19 protein-coding genes and 1 tRNA gene are annotated in these 21,560 nt (G+C 34.2%); 3 read left to right on the top strand and 17 right to left on the bottom strand.

Features of this window, described 5'->3' with window-relative positions:
• Positions 1 to 581: 581 nt before the first annotated feature.
• From B0A75_RS14020 to B0A75_RS14090, 15 genes are all read right to left on the bottom strand, one after another.
• Positions 582 to 655, bottom strand: a tRNA-Arg gene (locus tag B0A75_RS14020).
• A 69-nt stretch (positions 656 to 724) separates the two neighbouring features.
• Positions 725 to 1,174: a GatB/YqeY domain-containing protein gene (locus B0A75_RS14025; RefSeq protein WP_089054908.1), complete on the bottom strand. Its 450-nt coding sequence runs from the start codon at positions 1,172 to 1,174 to the stop codon at positions 725 to 727.
• Positions 1,175 to 1,464: 290 nt separating this feature from the next.
• On the bottom strand, positions 1,465 to 3,453 hold the full coding sequence (gene ftsZ / locus B0A75_RS14030; protein ID WP_089054909.1) for a cell division protein FtsZ: 1,989 nt from the start codon (positions 3,451 to 3,453) through the stop codon (positions 1,465 to 1,467).
• A gap of 77 nt (positions 3,454 to 3,530) precedes the next feature.
• Positions 3,531 to 4,937, bottom strand: coding sequence for a cell division protein FtsA (ftsA, locus tag B0A75_RS14035; protein WP_089054910.1), 1,407 nt, complete (start codon positions 4,935 to 4,937; stop codon positions 3,531 to 3,533).
• Positions 4,938 to 4,943: 6 nt separating this feature from the next.
• The gene (locus B0A75_RS14040; RefSeq protein ID WP_089054911.1) at positions 4,944 to 5,666 is read right to left on the bottom strand and encodes a cell division protein FtsQ/DivIB; all 723 of its coding nucleotides are present in this window, start codon (positions 5,664 to 5,666) and stop codon (positions 4,944 to 4,946) included.
• Positions 5,653 to 7,002 (bottom strand): UDP-N-acetylmuramate--L-alanine ligase, encoded by a 1,350-nt coding sequence (gene murC, locus B0A75_RS14045; protein ID WP_089054912.1) that lies wholly within the window; start codon positions 7,000 to 7,002, stop codon positions 5,653 to 5,655. The genes B0A75_RS14040 and murC overlap by 14 nt, the downstream gene beginning before the upstream one ends.
• Before the next feature lie 53 nt (positions 7,003 to 7,055).
• Positions 7,056 to 8,144 (bottom strand): undecaprenyldiphospho-muramoylpentapeptide beta-N-acetylglucosaminyltransferase, encoded by a 1,089-nt coding sequence (gene murG / locus B0A75_RS14050; RefSeq protein ID WP_089054913.1) that lies wholly within the window; start codon positions 8,142 to 8,144, stop codon positions 7,056 to 7,058.
• Between the two features lie 39 nt (positions 8,145 to 8,183).
• Positions 8,184 to 9,500, bottom strand: coding sequence for an FtsW/RodA/SpoVE family cell cycle protein (locus B0A75_RS14055; RefSeq protein ID WP_089054914.1), 1,317 nt, complete (start codon positions 9,498 to 9,500; stop codon positions 8,184 to 8,186).
• Between the two features lie 77 nt (positions 9,501 to 9,577).
• On the bottom strand, positions 9,578 to 10,909 hold the full coding sequence (gene murD / locus B0A75_RS14060; RefSeq protein WP_089054915.1) for a UDP-N-acetylmuramoyl-L-alanine--D-glutamate ligase: 1,332 nt from the start codon (positions 10,907 to 10,909) through the stop codon (positions 9,578 to 9,580).
• The gene (mraY, locus tag B0A75_RS14065; RefSeq protein WP_089054916.1) at positions 10,910 to 12,142 is read right to left on the bottom strand and encodes a phospho-N-acetylmuramoyl-pentapeptide-transferase; all 1,233 of its coding nucleotides are present in this window, start codon (positions 12,140 to 12,142) and stop codon (positions 10,910 to 10,912) included.
• A 99-nt stretch (positions 12,143 to 12,241) separates the two neighbouring features.
• A complete protein-coding gene (locus B0A75_RS14070) occupies positions 12,242 to 13,705 on the bottom strand; it encodes a UDP-N-acetylmuramoyl-L-alanyl-D-glutamate--2,6-diaminopimelate ligase (protein ID WP_089054917.1) in 1,464 nt (487 codons plus the stop codon).
• On the bottom strand, positions 13,702 to 15,711 hold the full coding sequence (locus B0A75_RS14075; RefSeq protein WP_089054918.1) for a penicillin-binding protein: 2,010 nt from the start codon (positions 15,709 to 15,711) through the stop codon (positions 13,702 to 13,704). The genes B0A75_RS14070 and B0A75_RS14075 overlap by 4 nt, the downstream gene beginning before the upstream one ends.
• Entirely contained in the window at positions 15,702 to 16,049 is a 348-nt protein-coding gene (locus B0A75_RS14080; RefSeq protein WP_089054919.1) for an FtsL-like putative cell division protein, read from the bottom strand. The genes B0A75_RS14075 and B0A75_RS14080 overlap by 10 nt, the downstream gene beginning before the upstream one ends.
• Before the next feature lie 16 nt (positions 16,050 to 16,065).
• Entirely contained in the window at positions 16,066 to 16,974 is a 909-nt protein-coding gene (gene rsmH, locus B0A75_RS14085) for a 16S rRNA (cytosine(1402)-N(4))-methyltransferase RsmH (RefSeq protein WP_208861276.1), read from the bottom strand.
• Positions 16,949 to 17,422, bottom strand: coding sequence for a division/cell wall cluster transcriptional repressor MraZ (locus B0A75_RS14090; protein ID WP_089054920.1), 474 nt, complete (start codon positions 17,420 to 17,422; stop codon positions 16,949 to 16,951). The genes rsmH and B0A75_RS14090 overlap by 26 nt, the downstream gene beginning before the upstream one ends.
• Positions 17,423 to 17,799: 377 nt before the next feature.
• Between B0A75_RS14090 and B0A75_RS14095 the strand changes: the two genes are divergently transcribed.
• On the top strand, positions 17,800 to 18,564 hold the full coding sequence (locus B0A75_RS14095; RefSeq protein ID WP_089054921.1) for an alpha/beta fold hydrolase: 765 nt from the start codon (positions 17,800 to 17,802) through the stop codon (positions 18,562 to 18,564).
• A gap of 41 nt (positions 18,565 to 18,605) precedes the next feature.
• Entirely contained in the window at positions 18,606 to 19,226 is a 621-nt protein-coding gene (gene yihA, locus B0A75_RS14100; protein ID WP_089054922.1) for a ribosome biogenesis GTP-binding protein YihA/YsxC, read from the top strand.
• A gap of 128 nt (positions 19,227 to 19,354) precedes the next feature.
• Here yihA and gldC read toward each other — a convergent pair whose 3' ends face one another.
• Entirely contained in the window at positions 19,355 to 19,690 is a 336-nt protein-coding gene (gene gldC / locus B0A75_RS14105) for a gliding motility protein GldC (protein WP_165765128.1), read from the bottom strand.
• Positions 19,690 to 20,646 (bottom strand): gliding motility lipoprotein GldB, encoded by a 957-nt coding sequence (gldB, locus tag B0A75_RS14110; RefSeq protein ID WP_089054923.1) that lies wholly within the window; start codon positions 20,644 to 20,646, stop codon positions 19,690 to 19,692. The genes gldC and gldB overlap by 1 nt, the downstream gene beginning before the upstream one ends.
• Before the next feature lie 99 nt (positions 20,647 to 20,745).
• Between gldB and nadE the strand changes: the two genes are divergently transcribed.
• Positions 20,746 to 21,552 carry an NAD(+) synthase gene (nadE, locus tag B0A75_RS14115; protein WP_089054924.1) on the top strand — a complete coding sequence of 269 codons (807 nt, stop codon included), beginning with the start codon at positions 20,746 to 20,748 and terminating at the stop codon, positions 21,550 to 21,552.
• The last annotated feature ends 8 nt before the right edge of the window (positions 21,553 to 21,560 follow it).

The raw sequence follows: 21,560 nt of genomic DNA on the forward strand, positions 1-21,560 counted from the left end.
AAATTGACCGGTTTTTCCAGTATCGGGTTTAAAGTTTTTCAAGTTTACTTAGACATGAAAAATTTAATGATTGAACATAATGCAGAAAGCAAGCTCGCTACTTTACACAATACATCAAACAACACTTTCTTATTTAATATCATAAATATCAAGTATTAAATTAACCCGAGTAATCGCTCACTCTTATCATCTTAAAAACTCATAGCAAAAAATACCACATAAAACGTTTTAAGACAGAAAGTCCTCATGCAAATATAGATATTAATTTCTTTAAGCTACTTTTCAAAAGTAGTAGGTAAACAAAAATATTTTCTTGTGGTAATATTTACTATAATAATACTAAAGTATTATCATAGTAGCATTGTAAAAATTTTAGGTTTATCACTTACGAGACCATTATTATCAAATATCATTGCATCAGACATATATAACAATGCAGATATTTGCACCTGTTTATTAACTTTAAAAATGCAGAGTTCATTTTTTAATAAAACCAAGAAAGTTTTAATCACACAAAATCAAACTTGTTGACTAAATGTTAACTAAAACCTTTGAAAAGCCTTTATAATAAAGACTTATAGTGACCCCGGAGGGGTTCGAACCCCCAACCCTCAGAGCCGAAATCTGATATTCTATCCAGTTGAACTACGAGGTCAAAATGTTTATTTTTTAAATTCCAAATTCCAACTTAAAATTGGAATTTGGAATTTCTATAATTGGAATTTTAAGATAATAGTTTCTTCACAATAGTAGAAATGGTTTTTCCTTCAGCAGTTCCTCCTAATTGAGCAGATGCTAATCCCATAACTTTACCCATTGAAGCAATTCCTGAAGCTCCAGTTTCAGCAATAATTTTTGCTACTACAGCTTCTACTTCTTCTTCGCTTAACTGCGCAGGTAAAAACTTCTCGATTACTGCAACTTGAGCTAATTCTGGCTCAGCTAAATCAGGACGATTTTGCTCCGTAAAAATTCTAGCACTCTCTTTACGAGTTTTTACTAATCTTTGAAGTAATTTAATTTCTTCATCTTCTGATAAATCTTCTTTAGATCCCGAAGCTGTCGAAGCTAACAACAACTCCGATTTAATTGCTCTTAATGATTCTAGCGCTACAGTATCTTTCGCTTTCATGGCCGTTTTTATCTCGTCCATGATTTGTGTTTGTAAACTCATCTTTTATTTTTTATGTGAATAAGCGATTGCTTATAAATTGATCTATTAACTAAGTGTTTTTTATTTTAACTAATATTTCTAGTTTGTCAGGCTGAGTCCTTCGTCCTCGCTCAGGATAAACTTAGTCGAAGCCCTTCCTAACAAGAAGCCCTTCGACTACGCTCAGGGTGACAATATTGTTTTAAAAGTACTATTGAAAAGTCAAATTTCTAAATTCTGTGCGAAGATAAAAAAAATAACCCGAAAATTAAATCCAATTTTCGGGTTACCCTAATATTATAATTGTAAAATTAATCTACGTTGTCGTGCAAAAATGAATTATTTGAACGTAATTGAAGATCATTATTACTATCTGTTCCAACTGAAATTCTAGAATTAGTATTATTAGATTGATTATTTGACAAATCAATTCCTAATCTCTTATAAGCTGGTTCTTTTTCCAACTCATCAATTCTAGAAACATTATTATGAAACTTATAATTAAACTCTTTTAGTTTCTTTCTTCTTTCTTCAGCTCTTAAACGTAATGTTTCTTCAATTGTTAATTCCATTGGAGAAACTTCTGAAGTCGTTGTATAATCTGCATCTGTTGCAAAATCCACTCTTGGCTTCAAAGTAATATTCAATTCTTCAGGAACCACATCTTCGATTACTTTTTCTACAGGTTTTGAAGACATTAAGTCATTCTCAACTTCCATATATTCTTCTAAAGAATATTTTATCACACCTTTATCTGAAAGTTCAGTTACCGGCACAAATTGCACAGGATCATTTACTTTAATGTTGCGAGTTTCATTACTCAACTCAAACATAATTTTTGATTCCTGCTCAGCAACCGGCTCTCTTTTAACTTCAGGCTCTGATCTAAAAAGAGGAAGATCAAAAGAAAAAGTCGTTTGTTCTTCTTTCTCAAATGTTCTTTGTTGTACAGGTTTTACTTCTTGAACAATTTCTGCTGCAGGCGTTGAAATTTTGAAATCAATATCTGTAATCGGCGAAACAATTTCAAAAGTTACATCAAGGTTTTTAATAAACTCTGACATTACTACCAATTCTTCTTGATTAATTGTTGGCGTTGTTACAGGAGCAGCTGGAATTTCATTTACGGGAGCAACCGTATCCGTATCGTCCATTAAATCAAAAATAACTTTTTCCTCTGATTTTGCTATAGGTGTATCTGCATTCAAATCAAAAGAAGCGAGTGTTTTATTTGTTAAATTATGAACACTTCTTTGCTCATCTTCTAACGTATGAATTATTTTTTTTGGCTCTGTATTAACGATTTCATTTTGTTGTTCAACATCAAAACCAGTAGCGATAATAGTTACTGCAATAGCTTCACCAAGAGTTTCGTCTTCACCAACCCCCATGATAATATTAGCGTTATAACCCGCTTCTGCTTGAATATGATCATTGATTTCACCAATTTCGTCAAGCGTTATCTCATTAGATCCAGAAACGATAAGCAACAATACGTTTTTGGCACCTGTAATTTTATTGTCATTTAATAATGGTGAATCTAATGCTGATATAATCGCATCTTTAGCTCTATTTTCACCTTCTGCCACAGATGAACCCATTATAGCGGTTCCACTGTTTGCTAAAACTGTTTTAGCATCACGTAAATCGATATTTTGAGTATAGTGGTGCGTAATTACTTCGGCAATACCTCTAGAGGCAGTTGCTAAAACTTCATCGGCTTTAGAGAATCCAGCTTTGAAACCAAGGTTTCCGTAAACTTCTCTTAATTTATTATTATTAATTACGATCAAAGAGTCAACTTGTTTACGTAATTTTTCGATTCCTAAAAGTGCTTGTTCCTGACGTACTTTCCCTTCAAATTGAAACGGAATTGTCACGATACCCACCGTAAGGATTTCTCTTTCTTTTGCTAATTGCGCGATTACTGGAGCAGCACCTGTACCAGTACCACCACCCATACCTGCAGTGATAAATACCATTTTTGTACCACGATCCAATACTTTTTCGATATCGGCAATACTTTCAATAGCAGACTGCTGTCCTACGTCAGGATTTGCACCTGCTCCAAGACCTTCTGTTAAATTCATACCTAACTGAATTTTGTTAGGCACTGAACTGTTTTGCAGCGCTTGTGAATCGGTATTACAAACGATGAAATCAACGCCTTTAATACCTTGTTTAAACATGTGGTTAATAGCATTACTACCACCTCCACCTACACCTATTACTTTGATAACATTTGATTGGTTTTTTGGTAAATCAAATGAAATACTTCCAAATTCTGAGTTGCTCATCATCTTTTTGGTTTTTGAAATTCTTATTTAATACATTTTTTACTTCTTGGCTTGGGGCAAAGAGTAATCCTTTTCTTTTATTATTCTGCGTTGTCTAAAAAATCTTTGATTTTGTCGACATATCTATCAAAAAATGATCTTCTAATTTTTGTTTCTGTAGATTCAGGTTTTTCAACTCTGCTTACTGTTTCTCGAGTATCTTCAATAGTTTCTACTCTTTCAACGTAATTTTCTTCTACTTCGTATCGCTGCACTGGTGGAGGAACATTTCTGTAAACTACTTTTGGCTGTTCGTTTACAATTTCCATCCTAACGGCGCTTTGTGTGCTGTTTTCAATACTGTTCATTACTAAACCAACAGCTGTTGCAAACAATGGACTTGAAATTTCTTCGCTTGAATTTCCAGCTAAATGCTCGTTTGGATATCCTATTCTGGTATCCATTCCAGTAATATATTCTACTAATTGTTTAATATGCTTTAATTGAGCACCGCCTCCAGTAAGAACAATTCCTGCAATTAACTTTTTACGAGGATCTTCGTGTCCGTAAGCTTTGATTTCTGCAAAAACCTGTTCTACAATTTCCACAACACGTGCATGAATAATTTTAGACAAGTTTTTAAGCGAAATCTCTTTTGGTTCTCTGCCTCTTAAACCTGGAATAGAAACAATTTCATTGTCTTTATTTTCTCCCGGCCAAGCTGATCCAAATTTTATTTTTAAAAGTTCAGCTTGTTTTTCGATAATCGAACAACCTTCTTTAATATCGTCTGTAATTACATTTCCACCAAAAGGAATTACAGCTGTGTGGCGAATAATTCCGTCTTTAAAAATAGCCAAGTCTGTTGTTCCGCCTCCAATGTCGATTAACGCAACACCAGCTTCTTTTTCTTCTTGACTTAAAACCGCATCTGCTGAAGCTAACGGTTCTAATGTTAATCCAGACAATTCGATTCCTGAACTTTGAATGCAGCGTCCCACATTTCTAATTGAAGACGCTTGACCAACTACAACGTGAAAACTAGATTCTAATCTTCCGCCGTACATTCCGATTGGCTCTTTAATTTCAGATTGTCCGTCAATTTTAAATTCCTGTGGTAAAACGTGAATAATTTCTTCACCCGGCAGCATCGCCAATTTATTTACCTGATCAATCAAAAGCTGAATATCCTTCTCTCCAATTACCTCTTCTGGATTATTACGGCTGATGTAATCTGTATGCTGAATACTTCTGATGTGCTGTCCAGCGATACCCACAACAACATCTTTTATTTTATAACCTGAATTGTTTTCTGCTTCAAGTATAGCCTGCTGAATTGATTGAATAGTTTGCGTAATGTTGTTTACAACTCCTCTCGCAACTCCTAAACTTTTAGATTTACCAATACCTAAAATTTCAAGCTTTCCATACTCATTTTTCTTGCCTATCATGGCAACTATCTTTGTTGTTCCAATATCTAGACCTACTGCAATGTTATCTTTTTCCATTTTCTATTATTTTGTGCAAACTACTTGTTCCGTAAACCTAAGGTCAATTTTATTGTATTTATATAACGAACTATCCAAAACCGCTTTTTGAAAAAAGGCTTTATAGTTTCTAAATTTTTTATCAACATTCATCATTCTGCCAAAATCGATGAAGTAATTATAATTTCTATTAAACATTTTTAGGCTGCCATTCGGCATAATCTCTATTGCAATGATGTTTTTTTTCAAAAACGCATCGTCATAAATCGTGCGAAATAAAGCAGCTAAATCTTCGTTATTTTTTTCATTTATTGCCCCTGAAACAAGAGGAACTCTAGCAGTAAAATTGTCTGACAAAGGCATTTTACCACCCTCATAGTCAATATAAAAAGACTGATCACCATCATAAACTCTTGCTATGGCTGTCTTCTGTTTTACTACCGCTTTTAGAACACCATCGATACTTACAAAAACATTTGACTTTTCAATCATGTCTTGCGTATCAAGAGTTTTTTCAATCTTATTCAAATCTAACTCATCTTTTCTAATACTGGAAGCGTCTCTTTTATTTTCTATCAACAATTTATTAACCGTTTCCGGCTTAACAAAAAGCGTATTTTCTCCTACAAAAACGACCTCAGATTTCTTTAATTTTCGCTCCCCATTTCGATGTTGTGCGAAAGAATATAAAAAAAGTACCAATCCAAAAATTAGTATTAATCGAATATTTGTCCAATTAAATATTTTCATGCAGCATTTTTTTGATTGACGGCACCATCTCTCCAATATCTCCAGCTCCTATTGTTACAATTATTGGCGCATCACTGGCTTTGATTTCCGCTAATAAATCATTTTTTGCAACAATTTTTTTGTTCGAATTTGTCATTTTACCCAATAACCATTGCGACGTAACCCCTTCCATCGGTAATTCGCGTGCTGGATAAATATCCATTAAAAACACTTCGTCAAACTGAGAAAGACTTTCGGCAAATCCGTCAGCAAAATCTTTTGTTCTGCTAAACAAATGAGGCTGAAAAATCGCCAAAGCTTTTCGCCCAGGATACAATTCTCTAACCGCCTGATGAACAGCATTAATTTCAGTTGGATGATGCGCATAATCATCTATATAAACCAACTTATCCGATTTGATCTGATAAGAAAAACGTCTTCTGATTCCGTTAAATGAAGCAATGGCTTTTGTGATAGCACTGGTCGGGGTGCCATAAGTTTTTGCCATCGCAATAGCCATTAACCCATTCATTAAATTATGTTTACCAGGCAGTCCAAAATGAAGATCTTTCATTATCTCTGATGGCGTCTGCACATCAAAAACATAAGCTCCATCTTCAATTCTAACATTATATGCCTTATATACAGCATCTTCGTTTATAGCACATTGAACGCCTTCAAGAGGCAATTCTTTAGTTATAAACAGATTATTCTTGTCTTCCACTTTAGCCGCAAATTCTACAAACGAAGCTTCAATAGCTTCACTTGTTCCATAAATATCCAAATGATCTGCATCCATAGAAGTTATGCAGGCAATATTTGGGTGTAAATGCAAAAACGAACGATCGAATTCGTCTGCTTCAACAACAGTAACTGTTTTTCCCGTACCGATTAAATTAGAGTTGTAATTCTCTACAATTCCGCCCACAAATGCTGTAACATCAGCACCACTTTCGTATAGAATATGTCCTAAAATACTAGACGTTGTTGTTTTACCATGTGTTCCTGCAACTGCAAAACTAAAAGTGTCTTTAGTAATGATTCCTAAAACCTCCGCACGCTTTTTAATTTCGTAGTTTCTTTCAATAAAATAATTCCACTCCGAATGCGATTTAGGAACCGCAGGCGTAAAAATTACCAATGTATTTTCTACATGATAATTTGCTGGAATTAAATTAATATTATCTTCAAAATGAATATCTATACCGCTTTCAATCAATTCACTTGTAAGCATTGACGGCGTTTTATCATAACCAGAAACCTGTTTCCCAATATATTTGAAATAGCGGGCCAGGGCACTCATTCCGATGCCTCCAATACCAATAAAATAAACGTTTTGTATTTGATTTAAATTCATTTCTTTTTGCTTTAAGCATTAAGCTATAGGCTTTAAGCCTTCACCTCGGTTTATTATTTAATTAACTTGACAATTTCAGCCACAATATCTTTTGTTGCTTTTGGCATTGCAAGCTTTTTAATATTTACACTCAATTGTTTTTGTTTTCCTTCATCTTTCAGTAGCGCTTCAAAAACAATGCTAAATTCATTATCCAATTCAGATTCTTTCAATAAAATTGCACCTTTAGCCTCTACAATAGCTTGTGCATTTTTAGTTTGATGATCTTCAGCTACATTCGGCGACGGGATAAAAATTACCGGCTTTCCAACAATGCATAATTCTGAAACTGATGATGCTCCTGCTCTTGAAATAATCACATCTGCAGCAGCGTATACAAAATCCATTCTTTCAATGAAATCAACCACTTTTACACCTGGTTGATTGTATTTTTTATACTCTTCAAAATATAGCTTTCCACACTGCCAGATTACCTGAACATCTTGCGAAAGAAAGTTTGGCAATTCCTTTTCAATTAATTGATTGATTCTTCGTGCACCTAAACTTCCACCTAGAACCAACAATGTTTTTTTGTTCGAATCTAAACCATAAAACACAATCGCTTCATCACGCTTACTTTCAATATCAATTAAATCCTGACGAACTGGATTTCCTGTCAAAACAATTTTCTCTTTTGGAAAAAATCTTTCTAAGTTTTGATAGGCCACACAAATTGCATTTGCTTTTTTGCTCAACAATTTATTCGTAATTCCCGGGAAAGAATTCTGTTCCTGAATTACTGTCGGAATCCCTGCTGAACCAGCTGCCTGCAACAATGGACCACTGGCAAAACCACCAGTTCCAATAACTACATTTGGTTTGAACTTTTTAATAATTCGTCTTGACTCTAATAAACTTGAAGCCAATTTTAAAGGAAACATCATGTTTTGCAATGTTAACTTTCTTTGTAAACCAGCAATCCAAAGACCTTTTATTTCGTAACCTGCCTGCGGTACTTTTTGCATCTCCATTTTATCCTTGGCGCCCACAAAAAGAAATTCAGCATCAGGAAATTGTAATTTTAATTCGTTTGCAATCGCAATTGCAGGATAAATATGTCCTCCTGTCCCTCCTCCGCTTAGTATGAATTTATACTTTGTCATATTTTTTAATAGCTATTATTATAAACTATTTTATCCTATTTATTTGTTTAAAACTGCATTCATTGGATTTTTTGAACTATCCTCAATTGAATACATTTCTTCATCTTGATAAACTTCTTTTTCATCAACAGCTAAATTTTCTTCAGCCAATTCTTTATCAATTAATCTTTGAAGCGCTTCTTTTCGTCTTTCTTTCTCCTCCATTTCTTCGGCAATCTCCTCGTCTTTCTTGGTTACACTTATAATAATTCCAAGTGAGAAACACGTCATCCAGATCGAACTTCCTCCAGAACTTATCAGCGGAAGCGTTTGTCCTGTTACCGGCAGTAACTCTACTGCAACCGCCATATTAATCATTGCTTGAAATATCATGGGAAACCCGAGACCGACGACGACTAATTTTCCAAATAACGTATTTGCTTTATGCGATGCAATCACAAATCGGAATAGCAACAATAAATAAAGAACCAATATCGAAACTCCTCCCACTAAACCATATTCTTCTACTACAATCGCATAAATAAAATCTGAAGATGATTGCGGCAAGAAGTTCTTTTGAACACTTTTCCCAGGTCCTAATCCGCCTAATCTTCCTGATGCTATTGCAATTTTTGCTTTCTCAATTTGATAATCATCTTCATCTGGTTTGTCAGTGGTAAAGTTCATAATACGACTTTCCCAAGTTGATACCCTGCTGAAGAATCGAGAATCTGGAAATGCTTTTGCCACCAAAAGGAAAAAAGCCAACATTGCAATTCCTGAACCAATGATAAATCCAATATATTTTAATGGATACTTACCAATAAACGTTAACATCATAACCATCGAAAAAATCAACGCTGTGGTCGAAAAGTTAGCTGGTAATATAAGCGCCAGAGTAATAAAAACTGGAACCCAAAGCTGAATAAACGAGGTTTGAAACGGCTCGTTTTCTTCTTTAGTTTTCGACAAATAGCGAGCCACGTAAATAAACAAAACGCTTGCCGCTAATGTTGATGTTTGAAATGTAATTCCAATGAACGGCACCTGAATCCAACGACTTGCATTTGCTCCTGCAATTACAGTTCCTTTCAACAAGGTGTATAATAATAACAACCAAACTACTGGAAGCGCCACTTTAGAAATTGCTCTAAAATAATGATACGGTACTTTGTGAACCCAGTAAATAATCAAAAAACCAATACAAACGTGCGCTAAATGTTTAACCAAATAACCCAATGTATTTCCAGTTCCGTGACCTATGTACGCCAAATTACTACTCGCACTAAAAACCGGCATAAATGAAAACAACGCCAACAGAGCCACGAATGACCATATTACTCTATCTCCTTTTAGTTTGTTAACTAACTCCTTCATTGTTGTTTTGTTTCAAGTTTCTTTTGTTTCGGGTTTCAATCTCGATAGCTATCAGGACTGAAACTTTAAACTATTTTCTACAAGTTGTGCACTGCTTGTTTGAATTGCTTTCCACGATCTTCGTAATTTTCGAATAAATCGAAACTTGCGCAAGCTGGAGACAATAAAACAGCATCTCCTTTTTCTGTTAATCTTTGTGCTGTTTTTACAGCATCGTTCATATTATTAACTTCGACCATAATATCAACAACGTTTCCAAAAGCATCAATAATTTTACGATTATCAATTCCTAAACAAATAATTGCTTTTACTTTCTCACGAACCAATGACATTAATTCGTTGTAATCATTTCCTTTATCAACGCCGCCAACAATCCAAACTGTCGGAACATTCATACTGTCTAAAGCAAAAAAAGTAGCATTTACATTTGTTGCTTTTGAATCGTTGATATATTGTACATTCTGAATTTTTAATACTTTTTCTAAACGGTGCTCAACACCTTGAAAATTAGATAAACTTTCGCGAATTGTTGCATTTCTAATCTGCATCAATTTTGCTACGGAGCTTGCTGCCATTGCGTTTTTCATGTTATGTTTTCCTTCTAACGCAATGTGTTCTGTTTCCATTGTAAACTCTTCTTGGTTGATCTTTATTTCCATTTTGTTGTTATTTATAGAAGCCCCTTCATCAAATTTCTGAGTCAATGAAAAAGGAATTAATTTTGCTTTTGTTTTGTTGTTCTTTAACCATTCTGCACTTGCTTCATCATCTGCATCGTAAATGAGATAATCACTTTCAGTCTGGTTCATTGTTATTCGGAACTTCGAATTGATATAATTTTCATATTTATATTCATATCGATCTAAATGATCCGGGCTTATATTTGTTATTATCGCAATATCCGGTCTGTAATCTATAATTCCGTCCAGCTGAAAACTGCTTAATTCAAGAACATATGCATCGTATTTATTTTCGGCAACCTGCCAGGCAAAACTCTTTCCTATATTTCCTCCCAAACCTACATTGAGCCCAGCCGATTTTAGTAAATGATAAGTCAACATTGTTGTTGTTGTCTTACCGTTACTTCCCGTGATTCCCACTGTCATTGCTTCTGTAAATGGAAATGCAAATTCAATTTCCGAAATCACTTTTATTCCTGCCGCGATCAGCTTTTTTACTATCGGAGATTTCTCAGGAATTCCCGGACTTTTCATCACCACATCAGCATTCAGAATCAAATCTTCAGTGTGCTGTTCTTCTTCCCAAGGAATTTTATTTATAATAAGAACTTCTTTATAACTCTCTTTTATCTTTCCGAAATCAGATACAAAAACATCGTAACCTTTTTTCTTCCCGAGGATCGCAGTTCCAACTCCGCTTTCTCCTCCTCCTAGCACTACCAATCTCATCTATCTTAGTTTTAAAGTAATGATTGATAATATGGCTAACATAATTGCAACAATCCAGAATCTTGTAACGATTTTACTTTCGTGGTATCCTTTTTTCTGATAGTGATGATGCAATGGCGACATTAGGAAAATTCTTCGACCTTCTCCAAAACGTCTTTTTGTATATTTAAAATAAGCTACCTGAATAATTACTGAAGCACTTTCTGCTAGGAAAATTCCACAGAACAAAACAATCAATATTTCTTTACGAACTGCAATTGCTAAAACGGCTATGATTCCTCCAATTGTTAAACTTCCAGTGTCTCCCATAAAAACAGATGCGGGATAGGAGTTATACCAAAGAAAACCAATCAGCGCCCCAACAAAAGCAGAGATAAAAACAGTCATTTCTCCTGAATTGGGTATATACATTATATTCAAATAATTAGAAAAAATAATATTACCCGAAACAAACGTAAAAATTCCCAGGGCGAGGACCGAGATCGCAGAGGTTCCGGCCGCAAGACCATCTATTCCATCTGTTAAATTAGCTCCATTAGAAACTGCCGTGATAATAAAAATTACTACCGGAATAAATACTAACCAAGCCCATTTTTCATATCCATCTCCTAAAAATGACAAAACTTCTGCATAATCAAATTCGTTATTTTTTACAAACGGAATTGTTGTTGCAGTAGATTTTTCCTCAGCAGGAGCTGGCAATACCACAGCGGTACTTGCATTTACTTTAAAAATATCTGCTCTTCCAGTATCTGTTCTAACTGTAACCGCAGGATTAAAATAAAGAACCGCACCTACTATAATACCAAGACCAACTTGTCCGATAACTTTGAAAATACCTTTAAGTCCTTGCTTATCTTTTTTAAATATTTTGATATAATCATCAACAAAACCAATTGTACCCATCCACAGCGTAGTTACAATAAGCAATACGATGTAAATGTTGTGCAGTCTTGCAAATAACAAAACGGGAACTAAGGTTGCAAAAATGATAATCAAACCTCCCATTGTAGGTGTTCCTGCTTTTTCATTTTGTCCAGCAAGACCAAGCTCACGAACTGTTTCTCCTACTTGCTGATTACGCAAGAAGTTAATAACTCTTTTTCCGTAAATCGTTGATAAAAGCAGCGACAGCATAAAAGCCAAAGCTGATCTAAAAGTGATGTACTGAAAAACTCCTGTTCCTGGCCAATCCAGTGTTTTGTCAAAATATTCAAATAAATAATATAACATATATCGTGGTTTATTTGTTTAATCGTTGGTTTGCTGATTCGTTAATTGTTCATTTAATAATTACTCCATTAAACGAATAACCAATTAACCGTTTAAACTTTACTTTGCTAGTTGATCTAAAATTTCTTTTACGGTTTCCATATCGTCAAAATGATGACGAACTCCGTTTATTTCTTGATAGGTTTCATGACCTTTTCCTGCAATTAGGATAATGTCATTTGGCTGAGCCAATTGACAAGCCGTTTTTATAGCCTGTTTTCTATCAGTAATTCTTAATATTTTCTTGTAATTATGTGCTTCTACACCTTTTTCCATTTCGTCCAAAATCACTTCAGGATCTTCGTTTCTAGGATTATCTGATGTTAAAATTGCTTTATCACTAAGATCAGTAGCAATTTTTGCCATAATTGGTCTTTTTGTTTTATCTCTATTTCCGCCGCAGCCCACAACTGTAATCAATTGCTCGTTTTTAGTACGGATGTCTTCAATTGTTTTTAAAACATTTTCTAAAGCATCTGGTGTGTGTGCATAATCGACAATTGCTGTGATTTTAGAATCGGTAACAATATATTGAAAACGACCTGAAACACTTTCTAAATCAGACAATAAGCGCAACGCTTCAAGGCTATCCATACCCAATTCTACAGCTGTTCCGTAAATAGCTAAAACATTGTAAGCATTAAAAGTTCCAATCAGTTTTACCCAAACTTCATTGTCATTTACTTTTAACAATAATCCTGATAATTGGCTTTCTAATATTGTTGCTTTAAAATCTGCATATGTTTTTAAAGCATAAGTAAATTTTCTTGCAACTGTATTTTGCAGCATTACAGTTCCATTTTTATCATCAATATTTGATAAAGCAAAAGCTGTTTTTGGCAGAGAATCAAAAAATGATTTTTTCACATCTCTGTATTCTGCAAAAGTTGGATGATAATCTAGGTGATCGTGTGAAAGATTCGTAAAAATTCCACCAACAAAATGCAATGCTTCTGTACGTTTTTGATGAATTCCGTGTGAACTCACTTCCATAAAGCAATGCGTTACTCCAGCTTCAACCATCTCATTTAAATAATGGTTGATTGTAATTGAATCTGGCGTTGTATGCGTTGCTGGATATTCCGTTGCATCTACCATTATTTTTACAGTTGATAACAAACCAACTTTAAAACCTGCCTTTTGAAACAATTGAAATAATAATGATGCAATGGTTGTTTTACCATTCGTACCTGTTACTCCAACCAGTTTTAATTTTGCCGACGGATCTTCAAAATAATTCGCCGCCATAAAAGCTAAAGCCGTATTGGTATCTTTTACCTGAACATAAGTAATTCCTTTTTGAGTTGTTTCAGGAAGCGTATCGCAAATAATAGCAACAGCTCCTAACTCGATAGCTTTATTGATATAATCGTGACCATCAGAAAGTGTTCCTCGAATTGCCACAAAAATATCGCTTGCCTCAACTTTACGCGAATCAAATTCAATTTTATGAATAGCTGTTTCTGTTGAACCTATAACAGATTCAATCGCTGCTTTGTATAATATGTCTTTTAGTATTTTCACGATAATTCTAATACTATAATTGAGTTTTTACTAATATTTTGTCCCGCTTGAATCGATTGATTCTTAACTTTTCCTACTCCTGTTACTTTCACTTTTAAACCTAAATTTTCAAGTAAAGCAATTGCATCCATTCCCGGCATTCCTTTTAAATCAGGAATTTGTTTCGATTTTTTATTTGATTCTACATCGTATTTATCGTAACTGCTTTCCTGCTTTGCGATTTTAGAATCAAGCTGTTTAATCTTATTTGTTGATGGTGCGTCTGTAAATATTTTTTGAGCAATTCTTTTAAAAACCGGCCCTGCAACGTCTGCTCCATAATAATTATTTCTAGATGTATTTGGTTTATGAACCACTACAATACACGAATATTTAGGATGATCTGCTGGAAAATATCCAACGAAAGAGGACGCATAATACATAGCAGACTTACCTTCCTTTCCGCCATAATTCACCTGAGCCGTCCCTGTTTTTCCTGCCATCGAAAAATCCTTCGAATACAATTTAGAACCCGTTCCTTTTTTTACCACGTTTGCTAAAACTGCTTTCACCTTTTTTATGGTTTCAGGCGAACAAACTTTTGGATTTATTACTTCAACATCAAACTTTTTAATCGTTTTATTCCATTCTTTTATTTCCGACACAAATTGCGGTTTTACCATTACACCATTATTTGCAACGGCATTATACAAGGCTAAAGTCTGCATTGGCGTAACCGAAACATTATAACCAAAAGCCATCCAAGGAAGCGAAATTCCTGACCAGTGTTTGTCTCCAGGCTGCGGAATATAAGGTCTTCCTTCTCCTTTAAAATGCAATCCTAATGTCTTATTTAATCCATAACTGTTAATATGGTTTACAAACTTAGACGGGTTATTTTTGTAATTCTCATAAACAGCCTGAACCATTACTGTATTTGACGAAAGTTCAAATCCGCGAGCTAATGTAATTTTCCCATATCCTCCTCTGTGCGAATCACGAACAGCACGGCCATAATATCTAATTTCACCGCCATGACTGTCATAAACGGTACTTGTATCAGCTACTTTATCTTCTAGAATTGCCATTAAATCAACTAGTTTAAAAGTCGATCCTGGCTCCTGAGATTCTGCAATTGCGTAGTTTGTGGTTTCATAATACGACCCATCTTCAGCTCTTCCCAGATTCGAAATTGCTTTTACATGTCCCGTTTCTGTTTCCATAACCACCACACAACCATGATCAGCTTCGTAGTCTTCTAATTGTTTTAATAAAGCGTGATGTGCAATATCCTGAATAAAAACGTCGATTGTCGAAATAACATCATAACCATCAATAGGATCAACTTCGTTCAAATCACGAATTGGTTTCCATTGTCCTTTTGCGATTTTTTGTTTTAAGATTTTCCCGTCTTTTCCGTTCAAATAATTCTTAAAAGCCCACTCGATTCCTTTTCCTACTTCAACTCCAGTTGCCGGATCAATTCTGTCATATCCAATTGTTCTTTCAGCAATTTTCCCTATCGGATGTTTTCTAACTGTTTCTTGCTCAACAATAATCCCCCCTTTGAAAGCGCCTAAATTGAATAATGGAAAACCTTTTATTTTCACATATTCGGTATAACTTAAATTTCTAGCAATCAAATAATAACGATTTTTATTTGCTCTGGCTTTTCGTAATTCTTTTTCAAAATAACTTCCAGATTTTCCTAAAACTGTTACAAGCGAATCTGATAATGCTTTTACATGTTTCTCAAAAGTTTCTGTTTTTGGAGCTTTAGCATCAAAACGAATCTCATAATTCGGAATTGAAGTTGCTAATAAACTTCCATCAGCAGAGTAAATATTTCCTTTGTTTGCTGGAATTACAAAATTTCTAACGGTACGCTGTTTTGCTAATTTTCGGTAGTAATCTCCTTCAACCCATTGAATATTGGTCAATTTAACAACAATAGCAATTGCCATCAAAAAGATGAAAACTGCTACGAGGTAAATTCTGTAGGATATATGTTTATCGTCTACTGCCATATTCTTTTAAAGAAACTTTTTTCTTCTTCTTTTTTAACTTCTATTTTCACTGGAGGAACTGTTGAGGGAAAAATTTGCTTTTCGAGCATCTTATCCGATATTGTTGACTCCATTTTTAACTTCATCAATTCTGAACGTCGATCTACAAACTCTGATCTTAATTCTTTTACTTCGTTATTTAATTTTGCAATTTCAAAAACCTTTTGTTCATAACGCTGTGTATTTGCAATCATCAAAATTGCCAGCAGAATTATAAAAACAATGAATCGCCAATTCTTTACCGCATCATCATTTAGCAGAAATCTTGCTTTTAATATTCCAAATACTCCACTCTTCATTTTCTACCTATATATATTATATCTTTTCAGCTATCCTTAATTTCGCACTTCTTGCTCTATTATTGATTTTAATTTCGGCATCATCAGGAACAATCAGTTTTCCGATAGTTTTAAACGGTACTGAAAAATTCCCGTAAAAATCACGTTCTGGTTCTCCTTCAAACATTCCGTTTTTAATGAATCTTTTCACCAGCCTGTCTTCTAATGAATGGTATGAGATTACCGAAAATCTCCCCCCTGGTTTCAAAATTTCTAAAGACTGCTCAATAAACTCTTTCAAAACATCCATTTCTTGATTTACTTCAATACGAATCGCTTGATAAATCTGAGCCAATATTTTATTCTTAACTCTTTCTGGTAAATATCTTGCTAGAACTTCTTTTAATTCATCGGTTGTCTTGATTGGATAATCATGTCTCGCCTCAACAATCGTTCTTGCTAGAACTGGTGCGTTTTTCAACTCCCCATAATCAAAAAAAACACGACGTAAATCCTGTTCTTCATATTCGTTAACCACTCGATAAGCATTTAAATCATTTTTTTGACTCATCCGCATATCCAGTTCGGCATCAAATCTGGTTGAAAAACCTCTCTCTGGAACATCAAATTGATGTGATGAAACTCCTAAATCTGCCAAGATTCCATCTACTGCTTTAACACCATGAAAACGAAGAAATCTTTTTATAAATCTAAAGTTCTCATTAATCAAAGTAAATCTTTCGTCAGGCAATGCATTTGCAAGCGCATCCTCGTCTTGATCAAAAGCAAATAGTTTTCCATTTGGCCCCAATCTTTTCAAAATTTCTTTTGAGTGACCGCCGCCGCCAAACGTTACATCTACATAAATGCCGTCTGGCTTAATATTTAAACCATCAACTGTTGGATGAAGTAAAACTGGATTATGATATTCCATTGTCGTCGTCATTAATATTTCCCATTACTTCTTCGGCTAAATCTGCAAAATCCATATCTTCGCCGCTTATTGATTTTTCGTATAAATCTTTATCCCAAATCTCCACAATATTAACCGCAGATGAAAAAACAACATCTTTAGAAATACCCGAAAACGTCACTAAATCTTTTGGCACCAACAATCTCCCTAATGCATCAATATCTACTACTTTAACTCCGGCAGTAAATCTGCGAATGAAATCATTGTTCTTTTTTACAAAACGATTCAGCTTATTAATTTTTGCCATCATTAGATTCCATTCTTCCATCGGATACAATTCTAAACATTGCTGAAAAACGGAACGCTTCAAGACAAAACCGTCCTGAAGAGAAGAAGCCAATTGCTTTTTTAAAGGCGCAGGTATCATTAACCTCCCTTTAGCATCGACTTTACACTCATATGTTCCAACAATTGTATTCAAGAAAAACGTACTAATATGTTACACAGCAAAAATATAAAAAAAAATACCACATATTACCACTATATACCACTTTGTTAATAAGTTTAACCACTTTACTACCACCTCAGCTAAATCATAAGCAATCAATACATTAGACAAAAATCAGTTTCAAAATCTTTTCATTTAAGAATTACAAAAAATCTGCTTTATTTCTCTTAAAAAAGTAAATATTATGCAATTATTTTAACAACTCAATTTTTAGAGAAACAACCACTAAAACCTGATTTATAACCACTTACTAATTCTAGCAAAATAATCTAGTTAAAAAAGGGCAGCAAAAATTCATTTTTATTTATTTAACCCTATATTTGTCCCAAATGAAATTGGCATTAGATTAGATGGACAAAAACTACAAAAAAGAAGGCAAATACAGCTATTATGAAGCTGGAGAGGGAACTCCTATCGTTATTTTACACGGGTTAATGGGAGGCCTTAGTAACTTTGATGCTGTAGCGGAATATTTTCCAACGAAAGGATACAAAGTTGTAATCCCAGATTTGCCAATATACACGCAGAGTATTTTAAAAACAAACGTAAAAAGCTTTGCCAAATACGTAAAAGACTTTATTAATTTCAAGGGTTTTGACCAAGTTATTTTACTGGGAAATTCACTTGGAGGACACATTGCACTTTACCACACCAAACTATATCCCGAAAAAGTAGCCGGACTTGTAATTACAGGAAGTTCTGGACTTTACGAAAGCGCCATGGGCGACAGCTACCCTAAAAGAGGTGATTACGAATATATCAAAAAGAAAGCTGAAGATGTATTTTATGACCCAAAAATTGCGACACCAGAATTAATAGATGAAGTTTACGCAACTGTTAATGACCGCATAAAATTAATTAAAACATTAACGATTGCTAAGAGTGCAATTCGCCATAATATGGCCAAAGATTTACCTAAAATGACAGTTGAAACCTGTATCATCTGGGGTAAAAATGACGCTGTAACACCACCTAATGTTGCTGAAGAATTTGACAACTTATTGCCTAATTCAACTTTGTATTGGATAGACAAATGCGGACACGCTGCTATGATGGAACATCCTCAGGAATTCAACAAAATTCTTGAAGAATGGCTTGTTGCAAAGAATTTATAGCATCTAACTTTCGAATTTAAGAAGGTTTTAAAACAAAAAACATGAAAATTAATACCGCCGAATTTATTATCAGTAATTCTGATGCTTCAAAATGCCCGGCCGAATTTCTGCCGGAATACGCTTTTATAGGCCGATCAAACGTTGGTAAATCCTCTTTGATCAACATGATTACCAATCACAAAAATTTAGCAAAAACGTCTGGAAGACCAGGGAAAACACAATTAATAAATCACTTTAAGATTAACAATAATTGGTTTTTAGTCGATTTACCTGGATACGGATATGCTAAGGTTTCTAAAAAAACAAAATCTGTTTTTCAACAATTTATTACTGACTACTTTGAAAACAGAGAACAACTAGTCTGCGCCTTTGTTTTGATTGACATTCGCCATGAAGCTCAAAAAATCGACATTGAATTTATGTCGTATATGGGTGAAAGCGAAATACCATTTTGTATTATTTTCACCAAAGCAGATAAGATCAGTAAAGTAAAAATCGACTCTCATGTTGCGGCATACAAAAAACAAATGTACGCCAACAACTGGGCCGAAATGCCGCATTACTTTGTAACCTCATCTACAGAATCGATAGGAAAGGAAGAACTTTTAACTTACATCGACGAAGTAAATCAGGAGGTTTTTAAAAACAATTCAGGGTTTTAAATTCCAATTAAAAAATTCCAAATTTTAATCCTTCGACTTCACTCAGGAGGACAAAAGGTTAGCATATAAAAAATCCCAAATTCCAAGTTTTACAATTGGGATTTGGGATTTTTTATTGGAATTTTTAATTACTTCGTAAGCTCCAGTTTTTCCGCAAAATAGTCACAGAAATCTTTCATTGTGTCTGACATTTTTTCATCATCTGTTGCACGTTTAAAAGTATCTGCCATTGCCACTAATGTTTGATGAAAGAAAATTTTCATTTCGTCTACAGGCATATCTTTTGTCCACAAATCGATACGCATGGTTTCTCTGGCTTTACTATCCCAAATAGATAACATTATCGCTTTTGCTTCTTCAGCCTGAACACCGCCGTCTTGCGCACTCCACGTTAATTTTTCTGGAACACGGTTTTCATCTAATTCTATATTGAATTTAATCTCTGAGTTTATTGTATTTGACATTATTTCTTAGGTTTATATTTTGACTTTTCAAAAATTTCTTTTGCATTCACTTTTAATAATTCCGACAGCTGCACATTATTGTTCTTCATATAAGAACGAACAATCTGCCAGCCAATCCACGCCCCCACTCTTCCAGGAGAATCGTTATCAATCTCTAAATAAAATTTTGAAAACGGAGCCGGCGCAATAAATCGTGTTGTTAATTTAGGATCTGTACTGTACAACATTTCTTTTTCTAAAAAATAACGCCACATATAGGCTTCATTTTCTTCGCACCATTTAATCTGCTCTGGCGAATAGCCAATTTTTTCAGCATCTGTATATTCTGGCAGCAATAAATCTTTTGCGTACAATTGTTTCCCTTCAAAAATCATTTGAGAAACTAAATTTTTATCTGGATACGCAGGAATGTTTCTATAAGCAAAGCTCGAAACAACATCTGGCATAATTTGTTTTTCCTCAAAATTGTATTTTAAATAATTTGGAAATTCATAGAATTTATGCTCTTTTCCTAAATACAATTCTAACGCAACAATAACCAAACTATCTGCATAAATTGCTTTTGCATTATAGTCCATTTCTCCAATAACAGTAATTACTTTTGGCGTTTTTGTTTTAGGAAAATAATATTTCACATGTTGAAAAAGTGAATTAAATTCCTGACGAACCGGCTCAAAATTGGCGTATTTTTTTTGCACTTCTTCATAAACTTCACGCCAAATTGGTTCCTGCATTTTTTTTAACCAAACTGAATCGTCATTACCAGCTGGAAAAAAGAAAGGATACTGTTTTTTTACTTTTTCCAGATCTTCTGGTTTAGTTTCAAAAAACGCCTTATCAAAACGTTCTACTTTAATATCAATTGGAATTTCTTCGACTTCTTTTTCAACCTTTGTTTTCTGGCTACAAGACAAAAAAAACACGCACAGAACCACTGCAAAGCGATATATTTTCATTTTATTTTAATTAGATTTGTGTTGCATAAATTTAAATAATCGCTTACTCAAAAATATTTGTGCAAATATACATCCCTGTATTTTAAAACTTAAACTATTATGGCTAAAAAAAGCACTATTCAAACAGAAAAAGTAAACAAACATATTGTAGAATGGTTAAAAAATTATGCTGAGAATGCAAAAGTAAATGGTTTTGTTATTGGAATTTCGGGCGGAGTCGACTCTGCTGTTACTTCTACATTGTGCGCACAGACGGGTTTGCAAGTTTTATGTGTCGAAATGCCAATTCATCAAGCTGAAAGCCAAGTTTCTAGAGGGAGAGAACATATTACACAATTAAAAAAACGTTTTGCAAATGTTTCGAGTGTAGAAACTGATTTAACAGCTGTTTTTGAAGCTTTTAAAGCTGCAGTACCAGAAACAGATGATCAGGCAAAAGTAAATTTATCATTTGCCAATACACGTGCCCGTTTACGAATGACTTCTTTATATTATTTAGCCGGAATTCATGGATTACTGGTTGCAGGAACTGGAAACAAAGTAGAAGATTTTGGCGTAGGATTTTACACAAAATATGGTGACGGAGGTGTCGATTTAAGTCCAATTGCTGACTTAATGAAATCGGATGTATATGCTTTAGGAGAATTTTTAACAATTCCTAAATCTATTTTAACTGCAGCGCCAACAGATGGTCTTTTTGGAGATAATAGAACCGATGAAGACCAATTAGGAGCCAGTTATGACGAACTTGAATGGGCAATGTTAGCCGCGGAGTCAGGAAATACGGCGAATGACTTTACCGGGAGAGAAAAATCTGTCTTTGAAATTTATAAAAGATTAAACACCAGCAACAAGCACAAAATGGATGCAATACCCGTTTGTTTGATACCAAAAACGTTAAAATAAAACTTTTA

Origin of the sequence: Flavobacterium oncorhynchi, assembly GCF_002217355.1 — a bacterium.
GTDB classification, from domain to species: domain Bacteria; phylum Bacteroidota; class Bacteroidia; order Flavobacteriales; family Flavobacteriaceae; genus Flavobacterium; species Flavobacterium oncorhynchi.